Consider the following 23,280-nt stretch of genomic DNA (forward strand, 5'->3'; position numbering starts at 1 on the left):
GGTTCTGCGGGTCCGGGTTGGCCGGGTTCGGGTTGGCCGGGTTCGGGTTCTGCGGGTCCGGCTTGGTCGGGTCCGGGTTGGCCGGGTTCGGGTTCTGCGGGTCCGGCTTGGTCGGGTCCGGGTTGGCCGGGTTCGGGTTCGCCGGGTTCGGGTTCGCCGGATTCGGGTCGGCCGGGTTCGGGTTCGCCGGATTCGGGTTCGCCGGGTTCGGGTCGGCCGGGTTCGGGTTCGCCGGGTTCGGGTTCGCCGGATTCGGGTTCGCCGGATTCGGGTTCGCCGGATTCGGGTCGGCCGGGTTCGGGTTCGCCGGGTTCGGGTCGGCCGGGTTCGGGTTCTGCGGGTCCGGGTCCTCGCACACGGAGCCCGGCGCGCAGGGGTCCTCTTCCTCGCCCACCTGGGCCTGGATGCTCAGCGGACCGACCTCGATGTCCGCGTTGACCGCCTGTGCGGCGCCCGCGGCGGTCAGGGACGCGCCGGCGACGATCACCGTGCCGGCCGCGATGCGCGCGAGGCGAACGCGCGTCTTCTTCGTCATCTGGCTGCTACCCCCAGTAGCTCAATCTCGTCATGGAGCAGCGCTCGGGGCCGCGGGCAGCAGGAGCGGCGTCATGACTGGACCGGCCCCCGTTCACACACGCCCCAGATATGCGCATGCCAAGCGCCACCCTCCCGACTTTCCGCAAACGCGTCAAGGTCGTTGCGCGTGCGATGTCTGAAAGATCACGAGTTGCCCGCCATGCGGGGATGCAACTGTGACGTAAACGCGGAACTTCCGCCTCCCTCGCGGCAGTTCCCTTGTCGACAAAGCGCCCGCCTGACCCGGTTTCCGCTTGCGCCCGCGAATCAACGCCCGGTCGTCACAAGCCGACTGTGCGCCCGTCAGACGGAACGGCGGCGCCCGGGCCCCGCACACACGAAGTGCGGGACCCGGGCGTCGTGAAGCCGAACCCGGCTACTTCTCCTGCTGCTTGCGCCAGCGGATGCCGGCCTCGAGGAAGCCGTCGATCTCGCCGTCCAGGACCGCCTGCGGATTGCCGACCTCGAAGTCCGTACGGAGGTCCTTGACCATCTGGTACGGGTGGAGGACGTACGAGCGCATCTGGTTGCCCCAGGAGCTGCCGCCGTCGCCCTTCAGGGCGTCCATCTTGGCGCGCTCCTCCTGGCGCTGGCGCTCGAGGAGCTTGGCCTGGAGGACGTTCATCGCGCTCGCCTTGTTCTGGATCTGGGAGCGCTCGTTCTGGCAGGAGACCACGATGCCGGTGGGGAGGTGCGTGATACGCACCGCCGAGTCGGTCGTGTTGACGCCCTGGCCGCCCGGGCCCGAGGCGCGGTAGACGTCCACGCGCAGCTCGGACTCGTCGATCTCGACGTGGTCGGAGGACTCCACGACCGGGAGGATCTCGACGCCGGCGAAGGACGTCTGGCGGCGGCCCTGGTTGTCGAAGGGGGAGATGCGCACCAGGCGGTGCGTGCCCTGCTCGACGGAGAGCGTGCCGTAGGCGTACGGGGCCTTGACCACGAAGGTGGTCGACTTGATGCCGGCCTCTTCGGCGTACGAGGTTTCGTAGACCTCCGTGCCGTAGCCGTGCCGCTCGGCCCAGCGCAGGTACATGCGCTGGAGCTGCTCGGCGAAGTCGGCGGCGTCGACGCCGCCGGCCTCGGCGCGGATGTTGACGAGCGCCTCACGCTCGTCGTACTCGCCGGACAGCAGCGTGCGGACTTCCATCTCGTCCAGCGCCTTGCGGACCGAGACGAGCTCCGCCTCGGCCTCGGTGCGCGTGTCCTGGTCGTCCATCTCCTCGGCGAGCTCGAAGAGCACCGCGAGGTCGTCGATCCGGCTGCGCAGGGCCTCGGCCTTGCGGACCTCGGCCTGGAGGTGCGAAAGCTTGCTGGTGATCTTCTGCGCCGCCTCCGGGTCGTCCCAGAGGGACGGGGCCGCGGCCTGCTCTTCGAGCACGGCGATGTCTGCCCTCAACTTCTCGAGGTCCAGGACGGCCTCGATCGACCCCATGGTCGAGGAGAGGGACTTCAGCTCTTCGGATACATCGACGACTGCCACGCGTCCAGCGTAACGGCTCGCCGCGCGTCCCCGGCCCCCGGCTTCAGGGCCGTGAGGACGTCTCGGAGTCCTGCGGCGGGATGTCGGTGTCGCCGGCGGTCGCCAGATAGCCGCCCGCCGCCAGGGCACCGGCGAGAACCACAGCGGCCACGGAGAGGGTGACGCGGCGCTTGCGGACCGCCTCCGCCTTGTGCCGGGCCGAGCCGGGGCGCCGGGTGCCCGCCGGGCGGGGGGCGCGTGCGGTGCCCAGGGGGCCGCCGGAGAGTTCGTCGGGGGCGGGGACCCGCATGGAGGTGTGGGTGTCCCGGTTGGAGTCCGGTGAGGCGCCCGGGACCAGCGGGACGGCGGCGCGGCGCGGAGCCGGACCGCCTGCCGGCCCGCCGGTCGGGTACGGGTCCTCCTCCTGCGGCTCCGCGGCCGGCTCGGCGTCCGGCTCGTCCACGTCGAGCGGCGGGATGCCGGCGAGCATCGGCAGGACGTCCCGCAGCCGGGCGCCCAGCTCCGAGGCGCGCAGGCGGGAGGCCGGGGCCTTGGCCAGGCACTGGACGATCAGCTGCCACAGCTCCTCGGGGATGCCGGGCAGCGGCACGACCGTCTCCGTGACATGCCGGCGCAGCACCGCGCCCGGGTGCCCGCCGCCGAAGGGCGTGAACCCGGCGAGGAGCTCGTACAGGACGGTGGCGAGGGCGTAGATGTCGACCGCCGCGCGCGGTGGCAGGCCCTCGACGATCTCGGGGGCCAGATAGTCCGGCGTACCGATGATCCGGGTCGCCTTGGTGCGGCCGGGGGTGTCGATCAGCTTGGCGACGCCGAAGTCGGTCAGCAGCGCCGGATGGGCGCCGCCGGGGCCGAGCGGTCCCTCCATGTCGAGGAGGATGTTCTCGGGCTTGACGTCCCGGTGGACGACTCCGGCGCGGTGCGCGGCCGCCAGTCCGTCGGCGACGTCCGCGACGATCGCGACGGCCGCCTCGGGGGCGAGCCTCCGTTCCCGGTCGAGGCGGGTACGCAGGTCGGTGCCGCGGACCAGGTCCATCACGAGGGCGAGGTCGTTCCCGTCGACGACGAGGTCGCGGACGGAGACCACCCGGGGGTGGTCGAGACCGAGCAGGGCCGTGCGCTCCTGGACGAAGCGGCCGACGAGCTCCTGGTCCGAGGCCAGGTCCTCGCGCAGCAGCTTGATGGCGACGGGGCCCTCGGGGCCCTCGCCGAGCCACACCGTGCCGGCGCTGCCCCGCCCGAGGATCTGGTGGGCCGTGTAGCGGCTGCCGATATTCCGTGCCAAGACTGCTCCCTCAGCGGCTGGGGTCGCGACAAAGTTACGCGTCCACGGGCGCTGGTCGTCACTTCCGAGGGGAAATCACCCCTCGGAAGTCGATAAATCGGCGGTACTACTGCCCCGTACCGCCGGTAGTGGTACCACCCTCGGTGCTGCCGATCTCGGAGACCCACGTGGAGACGGAGGAGATCATGTCCCCGATCGCCTGCCAGTAGCCCTTGCCCTCGGCGACCCAGTCCTGGAGCGGGGTCAGCTCCCAGATGAGCCAGCCGGCGATCACGAACAGCACGACCGTGAACAGACAGCCCTTGAGGCAGCCGAGGCCCGGGATCCGCATCGGGTTAGCGCTGCGCTGGCGCGGCGGACGCGGCTCGCGCGGGGCCGGCGCCTGCGGCGGCGGCTGCGGGGGGCGGTACTGCTGCTGGGGCGGCGCGTACTGCTGCTGCGGGGGCTGCGGAGGCGGCTGCTGCGGCGCGTACTGCTGCCGCTGCGGCGGCCTCGGCGGCTGCTGCTGGGGGTGGGGCGGCTGGGGCGCGTACGGCTGCGGCTGGCGCTGGGGGCGCCGGCGCAGCGGGTCCTGGCTGGGGTCCAGGTACTGCACCTGCGTCTGCTCGTTGCGGTCGCGGGCGGCGCGCAGCTGGCTCTGCCAGGGGTGCGGCTCGTCGCTCGGCGGGCCCTGCGGGGGCTGCGGCGGTACGGGAGGCATGACCGCGGTCGGGTCGGCGCCGCCGCCGGCGGGGCCGCTGGTCGGCATGACGCTGGTCGCGGCGGCCGGGTCGTACCGGTGCGCCCCGCCACCGCTGGGCAGTACCTGGGTCGGGTCGGCCGCGCCGGGCGTCTCCGGGACGGGCGCGGGGGCCGGGTCCGGGGCGAGCAGGGCGCCGACCCCCTCGGCGGCCTCGATCTGCGCGGCTGTGGCGTGCACGCCGATGCCGGCCGCGACCGTACGCAGCGCACGGGCCAGGTTCTCGGCGCTGGGCCGCTGGTCCGGGTTCTTGCTGAGGCAGCGCTCTATGACCGTCCACAGGGGCCCCGGGACGGTCGAGGGGCGGCGAGGGTCCTCGCTGAGGTGCCGGTGCAGGACCTCCAGGGCCGTGCCGCCCGCGAACGGGGGACGGCCGGTGACCAGCTCGTACAGCAGGATGCCCGCGCCGTAGATGTCGACGGCGGAGGTCTGCGGGCGGCCCTCCGCGGACTCCGGCGCGACGTACGCGGGCGTGCCGACGAACTCGTGCGTACGGGTCAGGCCCGGGGAGTCGGCCAGGCGCGCGATACCGAAGTCGGTGAGCATCGGGTGCATCCGGCCGTCGCGCTCGGCGAGCAGGACGTTGGCGGGCTTGAGGTCGCGGTGGACGACGCCGTCGGCGTGGCTGGCGGCGAGGGCGTCGGCGATCTGCGCGGTGAGCAGGCTCGCGGCGACCGGGGTGAGGGGACCGTTCTCGCGGATGTAGCGGTGCAGGTCGGGGCCCTCGACGAGATCCATGACCAGGGCGAGGACGTCGCCCTCCACGACGAGGTCGCGGGTGCGCACGATGTTGGGGTGGGTGAGCCGGAGCAGCACGGACCGCTCGCGCAGGAAGCGCATCACGATGTCCGCGTCGTTGGCCAGCTCCTCCTTGAGGACCTTGATCGCGACGGTCTCTCCGGGCTGGCCCGGCACGGCGGCCTCGGCGCCCGCCGTCTCCCGCTGGCGGGCTCGCCAGACGGTGCCCGTGGCGCCGCGGCCGAGCGGCTCCTCGAGCAGGTACTTGCTGCCGATTGGCCGCACGTCACGCGCTCCCTGCTGATCGTGGTCCTGGGGGGTCCCGGGTCCCTGTCATCTGTTGTGACCCGTCCGGGTGTCCAACCCACTTTAGTGCCGCCGAACGGGTCACCGGTCGATCACGGACGGCCGATTCCGGCGCCGGACTTGTCCGAAAACAAGACGCGGCAGTCGTACCGGAGGTTGCGGGAAGCGACGCCAGGCGTGCCCAACCAGGCACTTTTGCGTCCACAGCCGACCATTCAAGATCACTTGGTGGCGACCCGCGGGCGGGTTGTCGGTGGCAGGTGCGAGGATGCACACAGCACGTCGCATCGAGGGGACGGGAGCCCCGCGCCGTGCCGACCTGTACCGGACGACGCGTCCGTGCGGGGCGGGGGAGGACACAGGGCGGTTCCCCTGCCGGGCACACGCGCAGAAGGGACCGCTGACGGCGATGCAGATCCGGCTGACCGTCCTCGCGCCGCACGCCGGCCACGGCTCGGGGCGCGCCTGCGACGTGCTCGTCACCGCTCCGGCGGGGACGGCGCTGGCCGCCGTGGCCTCCGGTCTGGCCGCGGCCGTCTCCGGCCCGGACGGTTCCACCTCCGGCACGACCGTGCTCTACGCCGGCCGGGAGCGGCTCGACTCCCGCCGCTGCGCGCTCGGCGAGCCTCCGCTGGTCGACGGCGCCGTGCTCACGCTCCAGGTGCCCGGCGAGGACGACCGGCTCGGTGAGGACGCCGCGGCCCGGCTCCACGTGGTCGCGGGCCCGGACGCCGGCGGGGTGCATCTGCTGCACGGCGGCCCGATCAGGGTCGGCCGCTCCCTGGACGCGGACGTCCCGCTCGACGACCCGGACGTCTCCCGGGTGCACTGCACGGTGACGGTCGGCGACGACGGCCGGGTCACGGTCGCCGATCTCGGTTCCACGAACGGCACGACGCTGGACGGCGCCCCGGTGGGCGTCCGCCCGGTCCGCCTGCTCCCCGGCGCCCTCCTGCGCCTCGGCGAGTCCGCCCTGCGCCTCACGCCCGGCCCCGTCGGCACGGACTCCCTGCCGACGACCCCGGACGGCGAGGGGCACCTCCGGGTGGCCGCGGGGACGGATTCCGCCTCGGGCGGCGAGCGGGTGGCCGCCGGGGCGGACTCCGGCGCGGGCGCCGGCAGCGGTCGGGGGCACGGGGCGGGCCCAGGGCGCGACGGCGGGCTCGGGTCGGACACGGCGGCGACCGGCGCCGGGCCCCGCAGCGGCCAGGCGCAAGGCGCGGGTGCCGGCTCCGGGCACGGCACAGGACATACGTACGGGCAGGGCGCAGGCACCGGCACCGGCAGCGGCAGCGGCAGCGGCAGCGGTCAGGCGTACGGCCCAGGCGGCGTTGCCGGGAAGGGCGGCTCCGGGCACGGCACCGACTCGGGGGGCGGGAGCGCCCCGGACCGTGGGCAGCACTCCACCGCCCCGGCACACGGCCCCCACGGCACGCACACCCACCACCGCACCGGCCCGTACGAACCCGGGAACGACGGCGCCCACGCCTACGCGCGCGGCGGCCACGGGCCCCACCACGCCCCCTCCCGTCCCGACGAGGACGCCACGCACGGGGGCTCGCACGGCCACGCGCGCGCCGAGGAGGCGGTGCACGGGGAGGGGGAGGGCCACAGCAGGACCCGCCGACAGTCCCCCGCCCCTCCGCAGGGACGCGGCAAGCGCGGGATAGGGGCGTGGGCGCGGCGGCTCACCGGCGGCAAGGGCGAGCCGCCGGGAGCGGACGCCGGGGCCGCCTCCGGAGCCGTCGGCGCGGCCGATCCGGACAGGATCGCCTCAGGACCGGCGCCTGCCGCCGAGACCTGGCCCGATCCGGCCGCCGTCCTGCTGACCGCTCTCGGACCGGGCCCCCGGCTCTGGGAGCGCGGTCCCGGCCATCCCGAGTCACTGGTGGTCCGGCTCGGCACGACCGACCGGGCCGAGCTGTCCGGGGTGCCGGTCACCGTCGGGCTGCGCGAGGCCGGCTCACTCGGCCTCGCCGGGCCCGGGAAGCGGCTCGCCGGGCTCGCCCGCTCCGTCGTGGCGCAGCTCGCCGCCCTGCACTCCCCCTCCGAGCTGGAGATCGTACTGATCAGCGCGGACCGCAACCGCTCCCTCGATGAGCGGCGCCGCGCCTGGGGCTGGCTCGGCTGGCTCCCGCACCTGCGGCCGGCACACGGTCAGGACTGCCGGCTGCTCCTCGCGTACGACCGCGAACAGGCCGACGCCCGTACGGCCGAGCTCACCCGCCGGCTCGACGACGGGCCGCTGGGGCCCGGCTGGCCGAGCGCCGACCGCTCGGCCGTCGCCGAGGCCGCCGCGCGCCACGAAGGTCCGGCGACGGTGGTGATCGTGGACGGGGACCCCGGTTCGGCGGCGCTGCGCGAGACGACCGCGCGGCTCGCCGGTGCGGGGGCCGCCGCCGGCATCCATCTGATCTGTCTCGCGGAGGCCCCGGCCGCCTCGCCGGTGTCACCGGTGTCGGCGACCTATGAGAGCGCGTGCGCGGCCTCCCTCGCCTTCCGCGAATGCGGGGCGGTCGCCCTGTTGAGCGGCGATGTGGCGACGGCGCTGCGGCTGCTGCGTACGGCGGGCGGCCGGGCCGCGGGCCACGGCACGGTCGGGGTGGTGGACGCGGTCTCCGTCGCCTGGGCGGAGCGCTTCGGCCGGGCTCTGGCCCCCTTGCGTACGGAAGGTGCCTCACCCCGCGGCCGGGCTGCGTCGGCGGCTCTGCCCCGGTCCGCCCGGCTGCTCGACGAACTCGGTCTCGCCCGGGCGACCCCGGCCTCGCTGCTGGCCCGCTGGGCGTCGGCCGGGGACGGGACGGTCGTGCTCGGCGCGGGTCCGCGCGGACCGGTCTCGGTTGATCTGACCGAGGAGGGGCCGCACCTGCTGATCGAGGGCCCGGCCGGCAGCGGCCGCACGGAGCTGCTGCGGTCGATCGCCGCCTCCCTCGCGGCCGGAGGGCGGCCCGACCGCCTGGGGCTGCTGCTGGTGGACGGCGCGGGCGGCGAGCGGGGCGAGGGACTGGCCGCCTGTACGGAGCTGCCCCATGTCACCGAGCACCTGGTCGCCTCCGACCCGGTACGGATGCGCGAGTTCGCCCAGGCGCTGGGAGCCGAACTGAAGCGACGCGCTGAGCTGCTGGGCGACGGTCACTTCGGTGACCGCCGGACGGCCACCCGTCGTCCGGCGCAGGACCGTCTGATCGGCCAGCGCGGACCGAGCCCGGCGGAGAGCATGGCGCCGGTCGCCCGGGCGACGGCTCGTGTCCCCGACGCCCGCGCCGGTGACGCCTTCCGCACCGACCCCCCGACCGGCCGCGTCCACCGCCCCACCGACGACACCGGCCGGGCCCATCGGCCGACCGGTGACCCCGGACGCGTCCACCGCCCGACCGACGAGGGCTCCCGGCCCCACCGCCCCACCGACGACGCCCTCGGTGACCGCCTGAGCGGCCGGACCCTGCGCATCGGCCCTGAAGACCTGGCCCACCACCCCAGCGGCCGGACGCTGCGCACGGACGAGGGCCCGGTCGGCGACCGCCCCGGCACGGGCGCCGGCCCGGCGCGGGACGAGCGCGCGGGCCTGGACGAGCGCGCGGGCCGTCCCGGCGGCGGCGCCTCCCGGACTAACGGTTCCGAGCTCTCCGACCGCCCCAGCGGGCGGCTGCCGCGGCGCGCCGACACCGGGCCCGGCGACGGTGCCGCGGGACGCGTCCGGCGTACCGGAACCGGCTCGGAGCCCTCCGACCGCCCCAGCGGACGCACGCCCTACCCCGGCGCGGACGGCTCGCTCTCCGACCGCCCCAGCCGGCGCACCCCCTACCCCGGCGCGGACGGCACCCTCTCCGACCGCCGCCTGCCGCGTCCCGGTGGGGAGCCCGAGGCATACGGCGACGCGGCCGCCCGGGAGCCTGCCGAGGGCGGCGCGAGCGAGACGGGGCCCGGCGGCCCGCTGCCCCGGCTCGTCGTGCTGGTGGACGACTTCGACGCGCTCGTGGCCCCGGCGCTCGGGGCGTCGGGGCGGCCCGCCGCCGGGTCCGTCGTACGGGCCCTCGAAGCCGTGGCCCGAGGCGGCGCCCGCCTCGGGGTGCACCTGATCGCGGCCTCGGCCCGCCCGGACCGGACGGCGGACACGGAGCTGGCCCACGGCGCCCGGCTGCGGATCGTGCTCGACGCTCCGCCCGCCGCGCCCGGCCCCGACGAACCGGCGCCCGGCCGAGGACGGCTCGGTCACCCGGACGGCCGGGTGACACCGTTCCAGTCCGGCCGGGTCACCGGACGCATTCCCCGGACGGCGACGCTGCGGCCGACCGTCGTCCCACTGGAGTGGGAGCGGATGGGCGATCCGCCCACCCGCAGACCCGTGCGCGAGCTCGGCAACGGCCCGACCGATCTGGCACTCCTCGCGAGCGCTCTCGACCGCGCGGCCCGCTCCGTCGACGCCACCCCGGCGGCTCCCCTCACCCCCGCCGTCCACCCCTGACCCCCGCCGATCGCCTCTGACCACACGTCACGAGCCCATCACGATCTCCCGTCCGGCGCGGGAGGCGGTATTGCGGGGCCCCACCACCCGGCGTAGACCTGTGCGCACTGGCACGAGCACGGGACGAGCACGGGCACAGGAGAGACGGGGCAGTCATGCGTACAGCGCGTACAACTCTTCGTACCAGCAGGGCCGCGGCGGCGATCACCTCCCTCACCGCCGTCACCGCACTCACCCTCGCGGGTTGCGGCACCGACGGCGCCAAGGACCCTGGCCCCCCGGCCGGGCCCACCAGCACCGGCGGGGAATCGGTCTCCCTCCCCTCCCTGAAGGGCGAGAGGATCCAGGTCGCCGCCGTGTGGACCGGCCCCGAGCAGGAGAACTTCACCAAGGTCCTGAAGGAGTTCGAGAAGCGCACCGGCGCCACGGTCACCTTCGTGCCCGCCCAGGACCCGATCGTGAACTTCCTCGGTACGAAGATCGCGGGCGGTGCCCCGCCGGACGTGGCGATGCTGCCCCAGGTGGGGGCCATCCACCAGGCCGCCGCCCAGAAGTGGATCAAGCCGGTCGGGCCGGAGGCCAAGGCCCAGCTCGCCAAGAACTACTCGAAGGGCTGGCAGGACCTCGGCGCGGTCGACGGCACGCAGTACGGCGTCTACTTCAAGGCCGCCAACAAGTCCCTGATCTGGTACAACAACGCCGTCTTCGAGAACGCCGGCGTGTCCGAGCCCAAGACGTGGAAGGACTTCCTCGCCACCGCCGAGACCATCTCGGCCTCCGGCGTCACCCCCGTCTCGGTGGGCGGCGCGGACGGCTGGACCCTGACCGACTGGTTCGAGAACGTCTATCTGTCCCAGGCCGGGCCCGAGAAGTACGACCAGCTGGCCCAGCACAAGATCAAGTGGACGGATCCGTCCGTCACCCGGGCCCTGACCACGCTCGGCGAGCTGTTCGGCAAGCCGAACTTGATCGCGGGCGGCGCGGACGGCGCGCTGCAGACCGAGTTCCCCGCGTCGGTCACCCAGACCTTCACCGGCGGTGAACAGCCCAAGGGCGCGATGGTGTTCGAGGGCGACTTCGCCGCCATCAACATCGCGCAGACCGATGCCGAGATCGGCAAGGACGCGAAGGTGTTCCCGTTCCCGGCCGTGGAGGACGGCGGGGAGTCCCCGGTGGTGACGGCCGGCGACGCGGCGGTGGCGCTGAAGGACACCAAAGGCGCCCAGGCGCTGCTGACCTTCCTCGCCTCCCCGGACGCGGCGAGGATCTGGGCGGGAGCGGGCGGGTTCCTCTCCCCCAACAAGAACCTGGACCTGGCGGCGTACCCGAACGACGTCCAGCGGGAGATCGCCAAGGCGCTGATCGACGCCGGCGACGACTTCCGCTTCGACATGTCGGACCAGATGCCCCAGTCGTTCGGCGGGACCCCCGGCAAGGGCGAGTGGAAGGCGCTCCAGGACTTCCTGAAGAACCCGAAGGACATCGCCGGTATCCAGGCACGGCTGGAGGCCGACGCGGCCAAGGCGTACAAGAGCTGAGCCGCCGCCATGGCATCGGTGCCGCGCATAGGCGGGCAGGACACGCCCCGCACTCCGCACAAGAGCGTCACCGGCACCCGTAAGGCAGTGGCGGCGGGGTTCCTCCTCCCCGCCCTGCTGCTGCTCGGTGCGCTCGTCGTCTACCCGATCGGGTACTCCGTCCAGCGGTCCTTCTTCGACAAGTCCGGGACCTCCTTCGCCGGCCTCGACAACTACATCGAGCTCTTCACCGACGACACCATCCTCACGGCCGTCAAGAACAACGCCATCTGGGTGGTTGTCGCCCCTGCCGTCGCGACCGTCCTCGGACTGATCTTCGCGGTCCTGACCGAGCGGGTGCGCTGGGGCACGGCGTTCAAGCTGATCGTCTTCATGCCCATGGCGATCTCGATGCTCGCCGCCGGCATCATCTTCCGGCTGGTGTACGAGCAGGATCCGGACCGCGGGATCGCCAACGCGGTCTGGGTCGGCGTCCACGACACGTTCGCCGAGTCGTCCGTCTTCCCCCGGGCGCGCCCGCTCCCGATCCACCCGCTCAAGGCATCGGGCGACGGCGGGTTCGTCACCGAGGCCCCGGTCCGTGCGGGGGAGGTCGCGCGGCTCCCGCTGATCGGCGTCCCGCCGGCGCAGATGCCGCAGGGCGCCAGGCCGGCGCCCACCGCCGGTCCAGCGCCCGCGGCCGGCGGGATCTCCGGCACGGCCTGGCTGGACTTCACCAGGGGCGGGGGCGGGAAGCCGAACGCCGTCGACCCGACGGAGCTCGGCCTCAAGGGGCTGCGCATCGAGGCGGTGAAGGACGGCCGGGTCGTCGCGAGCACCACGGCCGCCGCCGACGGCACGTTCAGCCTCCCGGCCGCCGCCGACGGATCGGTCCTGCGGCTGCCCTCGAGCAACTTCCGGGAGCAGTACAACGGCGTCGAGTGGCTCGGCCCCTCCCTCGTCACCCCCGCCATCATCGGCAGTTACGTGTGGATGTGGGCCGGGTTCGCGATGATGCTGATCGCCGCGGGCCTGGCGAGCGTGCCGCGCGAACTCCTCGAAGCGGCGCGTGTCGACGGGGCGAACGAATGGCAGGTGTTCCGCCGCATCACGGTCCCCCTCCTCGCGCCCGTCCTCGCCGTCGTCCTCGTCACCCTGATGATCAACGTCCTCAAGGTCTTCGACCTGGTGTTCATCATCGCGCCGGGCTCGGCGCAGGACGACGCGAACGTGCTCGCGCTCCAGCTGTACAGGTCGTCCTTCGGCACGGACGCCGATCTCGGGATCGGCTCCGCCATCGCCGTTCTGCTCCTGCTGCTCGTGATCCCGGTGATGGCCTTCAACATCCGCCGTATGCGAAGGGAGACCCGCCGGTGACAGCGTCGAATCGAGACGGCGGCCTGGGGGCGCGGATCGCCGCCAGGACCGGCGGGGGCGCGATGCGGATCTTCCTCGTCCTCGTCGGGCTCTTCTGGCTGATGCCGACGGTGGGGCTGCTGCTGTCGTCGCTCCGCTCCCCCTCCGACATCAGCGAGAGCGGCTGGTGGCAGGTCTTCACCGCCCCGGCGCAGCTCACCACCGAGAACTACGCCAACCTCCTCACCAACGAGACCATCACGGGCTCGCTGCTCTCCACCGTCCTGATCACCGTCCCGGCGACCGTCCTGGTCGTCGTCATCGGCTCGCTCGCCGGGTACGCCTTCGCCTGGCTGGACTTCCCCGGTCGGGACTGGTGGTTCCTGGTCGTCGTCGGCCTTCTCGTGGTCCCGGTGCAGGTCGCGCTCGTGCCGGTGTCGAAACTGTTCGGCACGATCGGGATCTTCGAGACGACGCTGGGGGTCGTCCTCTTCCACACCGCGTTCGGACTGCCCTTCGCGATCTTCCTGCTGCGGAACTTCTTCGCGGAGATCCCGAAGGAGCTGCTCGAAGCGGCCCGGCTGGACGGGGCGGGCGAGATCCGGCTCTTCACCCGGGTCGTGATGCCCCTGGGCGCGCCGGCGATCGCCTCGCTCGGCATCTTCCAGTTCCTGTGGGTGTGGAACGACATGCTGGTCGCGCTGATCTTCGCGGACTCCGAGTCCCCGCCGATCACGGTCGCGCTGCAGCAGCAGGTACGCCAGTTCGGCAACAACATCGACGTACTGGCGCCGGGCGCGTTCGTCTCGATGGTGATCCCGCTGGCCGTCTTCTTCGCCTTCCAGCGCCAGTTCGTCTCGGGCGTGATGGCGGGCGCGGTGAAGTAGGCAGGGGCGCGGGCGGTACGGGTACGAGGGCCCGCAGATCGCTGCGGAGCGGACCGGTGGCCGTGGCGGCGTACGGGGAGTCACCAGGACGGGGGGATAAAAATGGGGCAAATCCCCCCAACCGCAATAGAGTGCGGTTTCGATGACCACGCATCGAAACCGCACCCCCCAGCCCTCACCCGACGGCGATCCAGGCACCCCGGGTGACCCCGGCATCGGTGCCGGCACCGGGACCGGCACGGACGACGAGGCCGCGCCGCCGATCCCGTGCGCGCCCGCGCCGCCCGCGCTCACCGGGTCCCCCTTCGAGTCGGAGACGTTCACGGCGGCCACCTTCGTCGCGGTCGGCCGCGGGCCCCAGCTCGCCCTCGCCGGTGTCTGGACGGTCACCCGTGTGGGCATGCTGCTGCTGCTCCTGCGCGACAGCCTGGGCGTCGGCGGTGTGGGCCGCGAGGTCCACGTGCTCTACCAGTACTGGTACCAGCAGTTCGCGCACGGCACCTTCCCGGTCGGCGACGTCACCTGGCAGTACCCGCCCGGCGCCGGTCTCGTCATCATGTCGCCCGGCATCCTGCCCTGGCTCACGTACTTCCAGGCCTTCGTCGCCCTCACCCTCCTCGCCGACGCCGTCGTGGCCCTCGCCCTCGCCCGCGCCGACAGCGACCGCCTCACGCACGGCGCCTGGGTCTGGGTCTGCGGGCTGCCGCTGCTCCTGCACATCCCCCTCGCCCGGTACGACGTCCAGGCCACCGCCCTCGCCGTCCTCGCCCTCCTCGCCCTGAGGTCCCGCCTCACCGCGGGCCGTCTCCTCGGCGGGGCGCTCGCCGCGGTCGGCGCACTGGTCAAGGTGTGGCCGGCCCTGACGCTGATCGGCACGCCCCGGGGCCGTACCACCCGGGACGCCTGGGTGTCCGCCGCCGTCACCGCGGCGGCCCTGCTCGCCACCCTCGCCCTCTGCTTCTCCCACTCCCTCGACTTCCTGCGCCAGCAGGGCGGCCGGGGCATCCAGATCGAGTCGCTCGGCGGCACCGCCCTGGCGGTGGCCAGAGCGACGGGCGGCTGGCCGGGAACGGTGGAGTACCGCTACGGCGCGTTCGAGTACGTCGGCCCGTACGTCTCCAGCCTGGGCTGGTTCGCGCTGCTGCTGACGGTCCTGGCCTTCGTCTGGCTGCTGATGTGGCGGCTGCGGGCGCGCACCTGGACGGTGGCCACGCCGCTGGACGCGGCGCTGGCGGCCGTGCTGCTGTTCACCGTCACCAGCCGGGTGATCAGCCCCCAGTACATGGTCTGGCTGCTCGGCCTCGTCGCCGTCTGCCTCACCTGCCGGGAGAGCGTCATGCGCCCGGTGGCGGTGCTCCTCCTCCCGGCGGCGGCGCTCAGCTCCCTCGCGTACCCGGTCCTGTACGACGAGGTGGTGGCCGGCACCTGGCCGGGTCTGCTGATCATGGTCGCCCGTAACGCGCTGCTGCTGGCGGCGGCGCTGCTGGCCGCCCGGCGCCTGTGGACCGCGTCCGTCGCGACCCCCGACGAGTGAGGTCGCCACCCCCGACGAGTGAGAGGGCCCCGCCGGAAGTCCGGCGGGGCCCTCTCACTCAGCAGTCGTCAGCTCGCTCAGCTGTGCGTCCGCAGCAGCTGGCGCATCGTCCGCATCGCCACCGACAGGTTGGCCAGGTCGAACGTCTCCGAGCTCTGGATCTCCTCCAGTGTCGTGCGCGCCCGGCCCAGGATCGCCGCGTTCTTCTGCTCCCAGGCCTTGAACCGCTCCTCCGGCGTCGAGGTGCCGTTGCCCGCCGACAGCACGTCCGCCGTCAGAGCGGCGTGCGCGGCGAACAGGTCCTCGCGGATGGAGGCGCGGGCCATCGACTGCCAGCGGTCCTCGCGCGGCAGCTCGATGATCCGGTCCATGAGCTGGGTGATCCGCAGCCGGTCGGCCAGGTCGTAGTAGACCTCGGCGACCGCCATCGGGTCCTTGGCCGTGCGGTCCGCGATCGCGACGATGTCGAGGGTCGGGAAGGCGGAGGAGAACCCGGCGACCCGCAGCGCGAGCTCCTCCGGGACGCCCACGGCCGTCAGCTCCGCCAGGATCGACTGGTACCACTCCAGGTCCGCGCCGCGCAGCAGCTGGGGCAGTTCGCCCCAGACCCGCTCGACGCGCTCGCCGAAGAAGTCGATCGTCTCCGCGAGCTGGAGCGGCTGCGGCCGGTTGCCGAGCAGCCAGCGCGTACCGCGCTCGACCAGTCGGCGGGAGTGCAGCCGCATCCGCGTCTGGAACTCGGCCGGCACCTGGTTGTCGAGCGCCTCGACGGCGTCCCAGACCTCGCCGAGCCGGAAGATCGCGCGGGCGGCGGTCTGCGCGCGGACGATCTCCTCGATCGACGCGCCGGTCTCCTCGCGGAGGCGGTGCAGGAAGGTGGAGCCACCGCTGTTGACGGTGTCGTTGACCAGGACCGTGGTGATGATCTCCCGGCGCAGCGCGTGCGCGTCGATCGCCTCGGGGAACTGCTCGCGCAGCAGCGTCGGGAAGTACTCGTGGAGCAGCCCCCGCAGGTACGGGTCGTCCGGCAGGCCGGTGCCGATCAGCTCGTCGGCCACCGTGATCTTGGTGTACGCGAGGAGGACGGCGAGCTCCGGCTGGCTCAGGCCCTTGCCGGCGTTGAGCAGCTCGCGGATCTGCCGGTCGTTGGGCAGGAACTCCAGCGACCGGTCGAGGTGTCCGTCGCGGCCCAGTCGGCGCATGAACCGCTGGTGGGCGTGGAGCAGGGACGGCGACTGGGCGACCGCGTTGGCCAGGGCCACGTTCTGCGCGTAGTTGTTGCGCAGGACCAGGGCGCCGACCTCGTCGGTCATCTCCGCGAGGATCTTGTTGCGCTGCTTGACGGTCATGTCGCCTTCGGTGACGAGCCCGTTGAGCAGGATCTTGATGTTGACCTCGTGGTCGGAGGTGTCCACACCGGCGCTGTTGTCGATGGCGTCGGTGTTGACCTTGCCGCCCTCGCCGTCGGGGCCGCCCCTGCGGGCGAACTCGATCCGGCCGAGCTGGGTGAGACCGAGGTTGCCGCCCTCGCCGACGACCTTGACCCGCAGGTCCTCGCCGTTGACGCGGATGGCGTCGTTCGCCTTGTCGCCGACGTCCGCGTGGGTCTCGGCGGACGACTTCACGTACGTACCGATGCCGCCGTTCCACAGCAGGTCGACGGGGGCGTGGAGGATCGCCTTCATCAGCTCGGCCGGGGTCATCTTGGTGATGCCGGACTCGATGCCGAGGGCCGCCCGCATGTGCGCGTTGACCGGGATCGACTTGGCGGTACGGGGGTGGATGCCACCGCCCGGCGAGAGCAGCTCCGCCTTGTAGTCGGCCCAGGAGCTGCGGGGCAGCTCGAAGAGACGGCGCCGCTCGGCGTACGAGACGGCCGCGTCCGGGTTCGGGTCGATGAAGATGTGCCGGTGGTCGAAGGCGGCCACGAGCCTGATGTGCTCGCTCAGCAGCATGCCGTTGCCGAAGACGTCACCGGACATGTCGCCGACGCCGACGACGGTGAAGTCCTCGGTCTGGGTGTCGTGGCCGAGCTCGCGGAAGTGCCGCTTGACGGACTCCCAGGCGCCGCGGGCGGTGATGCCCATGCCCTTGTGGTCGTAGCCGGCCGAGCCGCCCGAGGCGAAGGCGTCGCCGAGCCAGAAGCCGTAGGCGACGGCGACCTCGTTGGCGATGTCGGAGAAGGTCGCGGTGCCCTTGTCGGCGGCGACGACGAGGTAGGTGTCGTCCTCGTCGTGGCGGACGACGTCGACCGGGGGCACGACCTCGCCGGCGACGAGGTTGTCGGTGATGTCCAGCAGGGCCGAGATGAACGTCCGGTAGGAGGCGATGCCCTCGGCCAGCCAGGCGTCACGGTCCACGGACGGGTCCGGGAGCTGCTTGGCGACGAAGCCGCCCTTGGCGCCGACGGGCACGATGACGGTGTTCTTCACCATCTGCGCCTTCACCAGGCCGAGGATCTCGGTACGGAAGTCCTCGCGCCGGTCGGACCAGCGCAGACCGCCTCGCGCGACCTTGCCGAAGCGCAGGTGCACGCCCTCGACGCGCGGCGAGTACACCCAGATCTCGTACGCCGGGCGGGGCGCGGGGAGGTCGGGGATCGCCTGCGGGTCGAACTTCATCGACACGTACGCGTGCGGCGTGCCGTCGTCGGACTTCTGGAAGAAGTTGGTCCGCAGGGTGGCCTTGATGACGGTCAGGAAGGAGCGGAGGATCCGGTCCTCGTCGAGGGAGGCGACCTGGTCGAGGGCGCCGTCCAGCTCCTCCATGAGCCCGTCGATCAGCTCGTTGCCGGCGCGCTGGCGCTCAGGGGACATCCGGGCCTCGAAGAGGGAGACGAGCAGCCGGGTGGTGTGGACGTTGTCACGGAGGGTGTCCTCCATGTAGTCCTGGCTGAACGTCGAACCGGCCTGGCGCAGGTACTTCGCGTAGGCGCGCAGCACCATCGCCTGGCGCCAGTTCAGACCGGCGGACAGCACCAGCGCGTTGAAGCCGTCGTTCTCCGCCTTGCCGGTCCAGGTGGCGGCGAAGGCCTCCTGGAACCGCTCGCGGGCGTCGTCGGCGAGGTAGTCGCCGCCGTTGGCGGTCGGTGAGGGGAGCCGCAGACCGAAGTCGTAGATCCACGCGTGCGTACGGTCGGAGCAGCGCAGCTCGTACGGGCGCTCGTCGACGACCTCGACGCCGAGCCGGTTGAGCACCGGCAGGACGGCGGAGAGGGAGACCTGCGCGCCGGTCTTGTAGATCTTGAAGCGGCGCTCGCCGGGTCCGGTGCCGACCGGCTCGTACAGCGAGAGGGCGAAGTCCTCGCCGGTGTGGTCGAGCTGCTCCAGGTGGACCAGGTCGGCGACGGCGGCGCGCGGCGAGTGGTCGGCCTTGTAGCCCTCGGGGAAGGCGTTGCCATAGCGGCGGAGCAGCTCGGCGGCGCGCTCCTCGCCCAGCTCGGCGTTGAGGGCCTCGCCGAAGCCGTCGGCCCAGGAGCGGGCGGCCTCGACGAGCCGGGCCTCGATGCGGTCGGCGTCGGCGTCGGTCAGCTTGGGGAGCTCGGTGCCGGGCTCGACGCGGACGACGAAGTGCAGCCGGGAGAGGATCGACTCGGTGTTCCAGGCGGTGAAGTCGACGCTGGTGCCGCCGAGCTCCTCCTTGAGGATGTCGATGATCCGCAGCCGGACCCCGGTGGTGTAGCGGTCGCGCGGCAGGTAGACGAGGGCGGAGTAGTAGCGGCCGTACTCGTCCTGGCGCAGGTAGAGCCGCAGCCGCCGCCGCTCCTGCAGGTACAGGACGCTGGTGACGATGGACCGGAGCTGGTCGACCGGGGTCTGGAACAGCTCGTCGCGCGGGTAGGTCTCCATGATCTGGAGCAGGTCGCGGCCGTCGTGGCTGTTGGGAGAGAAGCCCGCGCCGTCCAGGACCTCCTGCACCTTGCGGCTGACCACCGGCACGCGGCGGACGGACTCGGTGTACGCGGCGGAGGAGAACAGGCCGAGGAAACGGCGCTCGCCGACGACGTTGCCCTCGGCGTCGAACTTCTTGACGCCGACGTAGTCGAGGTACGACGGGCGGTGGACCGTGGAGCGGCTGTTGGCCTTCGTGATGATCAGCAGCTTGTGCTCGCGCGCCTTGGCGCGGGCGTCGGCGGGCAGTCGGCTGAAGGACGGCGAGACGGGGTGCTGGTCGTCCTGGCCGCTGAGGTGCGGGTCGGAGCGCAGAATGCCCAGGCCGGTGCCGGGGACGGCGGTCAGTGCGTCGCCGTCGACCAGCTCGTACTCGCGGTACCCGAGGAAGGTGAAGTGGTCGGCGGCGAGCCAGCGCAGCAGCTCGCGAGCCTCCTCGGCCTCGCTGGGCCGCAGGTCGGACGCCATGGGCTCGTCGGGCAGCCCGTCGGCGAGGCGCAGCGCGGCGTCGCGCATCTTCTCCCAGTCCTCGACCGTCTCGCGGACGTCGGACAGGACGCGCAGCAGGTCGGCGGTGATCTGCTTGAGGTCGGCGCGGTCGGTCTCGCGGTCGATCTCGACGTGGATCCAGGACTCGACGAGCGCGTCGTGGGGGAGATCGGCCTTCAGGGCGGCGCTCTCGGCGGCCAGCACCTCGATGAGCTTGCCCGTGACGTCACGGCGGACGAGCACCTGCGGGTGGATCACGACGTGGATGCCGCGGCCCTGGCGGGAGAGCTCGTTCGTCACGGAGTCCACGAGGAACGGCATGTCGTCCGTGACGACCTCGACGACGGAGTGGCTGCAGGTCCAGCCGTTCTCCTCGACCGTCGGGGTGTGGACGCGCACGTTGGCGGTGCCCTGGGGTCGGGTCTCGGCGAGTCGGTAGTGCGACAGTGCGGCGCCGAAGACGTCCACCGGGTCGCGGTCGGTGAGATCCTCGGGCGCGGTGTGCAGGTAGTAGCGCTGGAGGTAGTCGAGCAGGGTGTCCCGGTCGGGCCTCTCCCCGCTCTCGGGCCCCGTCGGAAGTCGCCCCCCGACCGGGCTGTTCTCAGCTACCCGGGCGGCCCTTTCGAGCAGCTCGGCCTTGGCTTCGTCCAGCTTGGTCTGCATGTCCTCTGGCTCCTGTCGCGCGCCATTGCGTGACGTCGGTGGAAGAAAGGACACAACGCCACGACGCGGTGCTACCGGTCGAAGTCGACGTTATGCCGCGATGAGAGATGTCCGGGCCGTATTCGGCCAATGTGCGCGCCACTCCCGGACGGAGACGATCGGCGAACGCCCTGTCGGCCCGGCCGCTGTCGCGGACCGGGCGGAGGCCGGGGGCTTCGCTGCCCCCTCGGCGTATCGCGCTGATCACGGGAAAAGCCTATCGCTCCCTCCCCCCGACCCGTCATGAGCCGTATGTGTACAAAAGAGGGGGTGGAAGTTTGACGTTATGGACAGCGACACATGTCCTCTTGGCAGGGCACGGCGGCGCGGGGAGTGTGGACCGCGGGGACCACCGACCATCTGGATCTGGGAGTCGTCATGGCGAAGATCTTGATCGTGACCGGAGACGCGGCGGAGTCGCTGGAGGTGATGTACCCCTACCAGCGACTGCTCGAGGAGGGGTACGAGGTCCACATCGCTGCGCCCGCCCGCAAGCGGCTGCGCTTCGTGGTGCACGACTTCGAGCCCGGCTACGACACGTACACCGAGAAGCCGGGCTACACCTGGCCGGCCGACCTGGCGTTCTCGGAGGTCGATCCGGGCGACTACGTGGCGGTGGTGATCCCGGGCGGCCGGGCGCCGGAGTACCTCCGCAACGACCCGGAGCTGCGCAAGATCCTGAAGTCCTTCTTCGACGCGGACAAGCCGGTGGCCCAGATCTGCCACGGCCCGCTGCTGACGGCGGCGATCGGCGGCCTGGAGGGCCGCAGGGTGACGGCGTACCCCGCTCTGGAGCTCGACATGCAGGCGGCGGGCGCCGGCTTCCAGGACACCGAGGCGGTCGTCGACGGCACCCTCGTCTCCTCGCGCGCCTGGCCGGACCATCCGGCCTGGATGCGCGAGTTCCTGAAGGTCCTGCGGGCACAAGGCTGAGCATGCGCCGACCGGGCGCAGGCGAGCCGGCCGCGTCCGGCCCGTAACGCGTCCCCTCGCCGGCCCCGCACCCGCCCGTGACCCGGCCCCGCGCCCGCCCGTAACGCGGCCCCTCGCCGGCCCCGCACCCGCCCGTGACCCGGCCACTGGCTAGACCAGCTCCTCCGCCACCGCGACCGCCTCCGCCAGCGTGTCCACCACCGGCACGCCCACCCGCTCCAGGCTGGCCCTGCTGTGCGACCCCCCGGTGTACAGCACCGCCCGCGCCCCCACATGCGCCGCCGCCACCGCGTCGTCCGCCGCGTCCCCGATGACCACGATCCGCTCGGGGTCGACGCCCGGCAGCTCGGCGAGGTGCCGGACCATGTGCGCGGCCTTCCCCTCCGTCGACGCGCCGACCCGTCCGTCCACACGGACGAACCGCTCCTCGATCCCGTGCCGTCGCACCAGCGGTATCAGGTGGGTGTGCGGAGCCAGGGAGAGCAACGACTGCGTGAACCCGGACGCCTGCCGCGCCGCGAGCAGCTCCGCCGCCCCGGCGGTCAGACCGCAGTCGTCGGCGCGCTGCCAGTAGTGCTTGTGGAAGACGCCGTCCATCAGCGCCCACTCCGCCTCGGTGGGCAGTCGCCCCATCAGCCGTTCGTAGAACTTCGGCACCGGCACCGTGTACAGGTCCCGGTACCGCGCGAGCGTGATCCGCTCAAGGCCGAGCTCGGCGAAGGCCGCGTTCGTCGCCCCGATGACGGCCTGGATGTCGTCGAGCAGGGTGCCGTTCCAGTCCCAGACCAGATGCTTGCCGTGCCGCTTCGTCCCGTGCTGCTTCCCCATGCGAAAACGGTACCGGCCCGCTCTGACAGGGACCGCCGCCTGTGCGTCCTCAGCCCAGCAGCCCGGGAATCTCCTGCACCCCGAACCAGAGCAGCTCGTGGTCCTCCGCCCCGTCCACCGTGAACTGGGCGTCGTCGTCGCCCTGATCCGCCGCGCCCAGCGCGGCCGCGGCCGCCGCGACGTCCGCCTCCGCGTCGTCCGCGTCGGCGTGCACCGCCGCCGCCTTGGCGAGCGGTACGGCTCCGGCGATCCGGACCTCACCGAGGGAACTGGCGTCCAGGCCCCGGTCCGGGTCGACCACCGCTTCCTTGTCCGGCACGTCGACGGCGACGACGACGCGCCGCCGGGCGGCCGACGGGTCGCCCGCGAGCAGGCGCAGGGAGGCGGCCGCGGCCCGGCTGAGCGCCGCGTACTCGAGCTCCTCGATGTCGTCGGAGACGTACCACTCGCGCAGGGCGGGGGTGACGGCGTAGGCGGTCAGCGGGCCCGGGCCCAGCTCGCCCGCCTTGTGCGCCTGTGCGAGACCGGGAAGGGTCAGGGGGACGTACACGCGCATGGCTGGCCGCTTTCGTAGTCGGAAACGCCCCCAGGATACGTGCGGAGTACCCCTTCGGGGCTTCCGGGCCGCCCCCTCGCCGGTCATCCGAACGCATGCCCAGACCCGGCATCCACAGGCCCGGAACCCCGTCGGGTCACTCTGATAGGTGAACCTCCGGGTCGGCCACCCGGGCCGCGGCGGCCGCTTGCGAGGGGTCCGGGCACCCCCGTACAAGATCCCCAACAGAAGTTACCGCCCGGTAGACCAGCGGGCGCGAGGGACGGGGACCCCATGGACAGCACCGCCACCACGACGACCCGCACACCGAGGACCACGCCCGCGGCCGACCGACCGGCCGGCCGGGTGGCGAGCCCGGGGTCAGGCGGGACCGTCAGCCCCCTCGGCGCCCCGGCGGCCGGCCCCGAGGACCGCCCCGCCGCGACCACCCGCCCGCGCACCCCCCGGCCCCGTTCCGCTCCACGCGGCCCGGCCGGAACCGGCCCACGCGGCTCCGCCGGCACCCACCCCGGAGCCCGACCGGGAGCACGCCCGACGGCCGGACCCGGAGCAGGCCCATCCGCCGGTCCCGGAAACGCGTCACGCGTCCCGGACGCGCCCCGCGCCCTCCCGCCGCACGCCGTCTTCGCCGAGCGCCTCCTCGCCGTCCTCAGCGGGGACCGGCCCGTCCACTGGATGCTGGGCCAGACCGTCGGCGAGGCGTACGAACAGCTCGTTCAGCTGGCCCCCGAGACCCCCCTGCGGTCCTATGGGACCCGGCCCGTACTGCGACGCTGCTCCGTTCACCAACCCCGCTCCGGCGCCGTCGAGGCGTTCGCGACCATCGCCACGGGCGAGCGCGTCAAGGCCATGGCGTTCCGCCTGGAGCGCGGGGCCGACGGCCGCTGGCGCTGCGCCGCCGTCGAGCTCGACGGCCTCCACGCGCGCGTGCCCGCCCAGGCGACCCGTAGGTGACCCCGCGCACGGCGAAGGGGCCGGCCACCTCTTCAGGTGCCGACC

At 73.0% G+C, this 23,280-nt stretch carries 14 protein-coding genes; 7 read left to right on the top strand and 7 right to left on the bottom strand.

The window, feature by feature from the left end:
• From ACWDX6_RS24665 to ACWDX6_RS24680, 4 genes are all read right to left on the bottom strand, one after another.
• The coding region (locus ACWDX6_RS24665; protein ID WP_451487063.1) for a hypothetical protein at positions 1-535 on the bottom strand (535 nt) is incomplete at its 3' end.
• A gap of 417 nt (positions 536-952) precedes the next feature.
• Positions 953-2,059, bottom strand: a complete 1,107-nt coding sequence (gene prfB, locus ACWDX6_RS24670; RefSeq protein ID WP_451487064.1) for a peptide chain release factor 2 — start codon at positions 2,057-2,059, stop codon at positions 953-955.
• A 43-nt stretch (positions 2,060-2,102) separates the two neighbouring features.
• A complete protein-coding gene (locus ACWDX6_RS24675; protein WP_451487065.1) occupies positions 2,103-3,341 on the bottom strand; it encodes a serine/threonine-protein kinase in 1,239 nt (412 codons plus the stop codon).
• 106 nt (positions 3,342-3,447) lie between these two features.
• Positions 3,448-5,103 (bottom strand): serine/threonine-protein kinase, encoded by a 1,656-nt coding sequence (locus ACWDX6_RS24680; protein WP_451487066.1) that lies wholly within the window; start codon positions 5,101-5,103, stop codon positions 3,448-3,450.
• Positions 5,104-5,533: 430 nt separating this feature from the next.
• Between ACWDX6_RS24680 and ACWDX6_RS24685 the strand changes: the two genes are divergently transcribed.
• The 5 genes from ACWDX6_RS24685 (at position 5,534) to ACWDX6_RS24705 (ending at position 14,883) form a co-directional block, all read left to right on the top strand.
• Positions 5,534-9,589 (top strand): FtsK/SpoIIIE domain-containing protein, encoded by a 4,056-nt coding sequence (locus ACWDX6_RS24685; RefSeq protein WP_451487085.1) that lies wholly within the window; start codon positions 5,534-5,536, stop codon positions 9,587-9,589.
• Between the two features lie 155 nt (positions 9,590-9,744).
• The gene (locus ACWDX6_RS24690) at positions 9,745-11,127 is read left to right on the top strand and encodes an ABC transporter substrate-binding protein (RefSeq protein WP_451487067.1); all 1,383 of its coding nucleotides are present in this window, start codon (positions 9,745-9,747) and stop codon (positions 11,125-11,127) included.
• Between the two features lie 9 nt (positions 11,128-11,136).
• Positions 11,137-12,483: a carbohydrate ABC transporter permease gene (locus ACWDX6_RS24695; protein WP_451487068.1), complete on the top strand. Its 1,347-nt coding sequence runs from the start codon at positions 11,137-11,139 to the stop codon at positions 12,481-12,483.
• A gap of 62 nt (positions 12,484-12,545) precedes the next feature.
• Entirely contained in the window at positions 12,546-13,349 is an 804-nt protein-coding gene (locus ACWDX6_RS24700; RefSeq protein WP_451487086.1) for a carbohydrate ABC transporter permease, read from the top strand.
• 400 nt (positions 13,350-13,749) lie between these two features.
• Positions 13,750-14,883 (top strand): glycosyltransferase 87 family protein, encoded by a 1,134-nt coding sequence (locus ACWDX6_RS24705; RefSeq protein ID WP_451487087.1) that lies wholly within the window; start codon positions 13,750-13,752, stop codon positions 14,881-14,883.
• A gap of 77 nt (positions 14,884-14,960) precedes the next feature.
• On the opposite strand, the gene ACWDX6_RS24710 is transcribed toward ACWDX6_RS24705, so the two are convergent.
• On the bottom strand, positions 14,961-19,925 hold the full coding sequence (locus tag ACWDX6_RS24710) for an NAD-glutamate dehydrogenase (protein ID WP_451487069.1): 4,965 nt from the start codon (positions 19,923-19,925) through the stop codon (positions 14,961-14,963).
• Between the two features lie 417 nt (positions 19,926-20,342).
• Here ACWDX6_RS24710 and ACWDX6_RS24715 point away from each other — a divergent pair, with 417 nt between their 5' ends.
• On the top strand, positions 20,343-20,897 hold the full coding sequence (locus tag ACWDX6_RS24715) for a DJ-1/PfpI family protein (RefSeq protein WP_451487088.1): 555 nt from the start codon (positions 20,343-20,345) through the stop codon (positions 20,895-20,897).
• A gap of 150 nt (positions 20,898-21,047) precedes the next feature.
• On the opposite strand, the gene ACWDX6_RS24720 is transcribed toward ACWDX6_RS24715, so the two are convergent.
• The gene (locus ACWDX6_RS24720) at positions 21,048-21,725 is read right to left on the bottom strand and encodes an HAD family hydrolase (RefSeq protein WP_451487070.1); all 678 of its coding nucleotides are present in this window, start codon (positions 21,723-21,725) and stop codon (positions 21,048-21,050) included.
• Positions 21,726-21,774: 49 nt separating this feature from the next.
• The gene (locus ACWDX6_RS24725; RefSeq protein WP_451487071.1) at positions 21,775-22,281 is read right to left on the bottom strand and encodes a DUF6912 family protein; all 507 of its coding nucleotides are present in this window, start codon (positions 22,279-22,281) and stop codon (positions 21,775-21,777) included.
• A 273-nt stretch (positions 22,282-22,554) separates the two neighbouring features.
• On the opposite strand from ACWDX6_RS24725, the gene ACWDX6_RS24730 reads away from it, so the two are divergent.
• Positions 22,555-23,235, top strand: coding sequence for an Rv3235 family protein (locus ACWDX6_RS24730; RefSeq protein ID WP_451487072.1), 681 nt, complete (start codon positions 22,555-22,557; stop codon positions 23,233-23,235).
• Positions 23,236-23,280: the final 45 nt, after the last annotated feature.

This window comes from Streptomyces sp. NPDC003027, from assembly GCF_053591435.1.

Bases quoted from the DNA above. Each gene is read 5' to 3' on its own strand.
- ACWDX6_RS24725 (WP_451487071.1), bottom strand. From the start codon at position 22,281: ATGCGCGTGTACGTCCCCCTGACCCTTCCCGGTCTCGCACAGGCGCAC.
- ACWDX6_RS24710 (WP_451487069.1), bottom strand. From the start codon at position 19,925: ATGCAGACCAAGCTGGACGAAGCCAAGGCCGAGCTGCTCGAAAGGGCC.
- ACWDX6_RS24705 (WP_451487087.1), top strand. From the start codon at position 13,750: ATGCTGCTGCTGCTCCTGCGCGACAGCCTGGGCGTCGGCGGTGTGGGC.
- ACWDX6_RS24690 (WP_451487067.1), top strand. From the start codon at position 9,745: ATGCGTACAGCGCGTACAACTCTTCGTACCAGCAGGGCCGCGGCGGCG.
- ACWDX6_RS24700 (WP_451487086.1), top strand. From the start codon at position 12,546: ATGCGGATCTTCCTCGTCCTCGTCGGGCTCTTCTGGCTGATGCCGACG.
- ACWDX6_RS24720 (WP_451487070.1), bottom strand. From the start codon at position 21,725: ATGGGGAAGCAGCACGGGACGAAGCGGCACGGCAAGCATCTGGTCTGG.
- ACWDX6_RS24685 (WP_451487085.1), top strand. From the start codon at position 5,534: ATGCAGATCCGGCTGACCGTCCTCGCGCCGCACGCCGGCCACGGCTCG.
- ACWDX6_RS24730 (WP_451487072.1), top strand. From the start codon at position 22,555: ATGGACAGCACCGCCACCACGACGACCCGCACACCGAGGACCACGCCC.
- ACWDX6_RS24715 (WP_451487088.1), top strand. From the start codon at position 20,343: ATGGCGAAGATCTTGATCGTGACCGGAGACGCGGCGGAGTCGCTGGAG.
- ACWDX6_RS24695 (WP_451487068.1), top strand. From the start codon at position 11,137: ATGGCATCGGTGCCGCGCATAGGCGGGCAGGACACGCCCCGCACTCCG.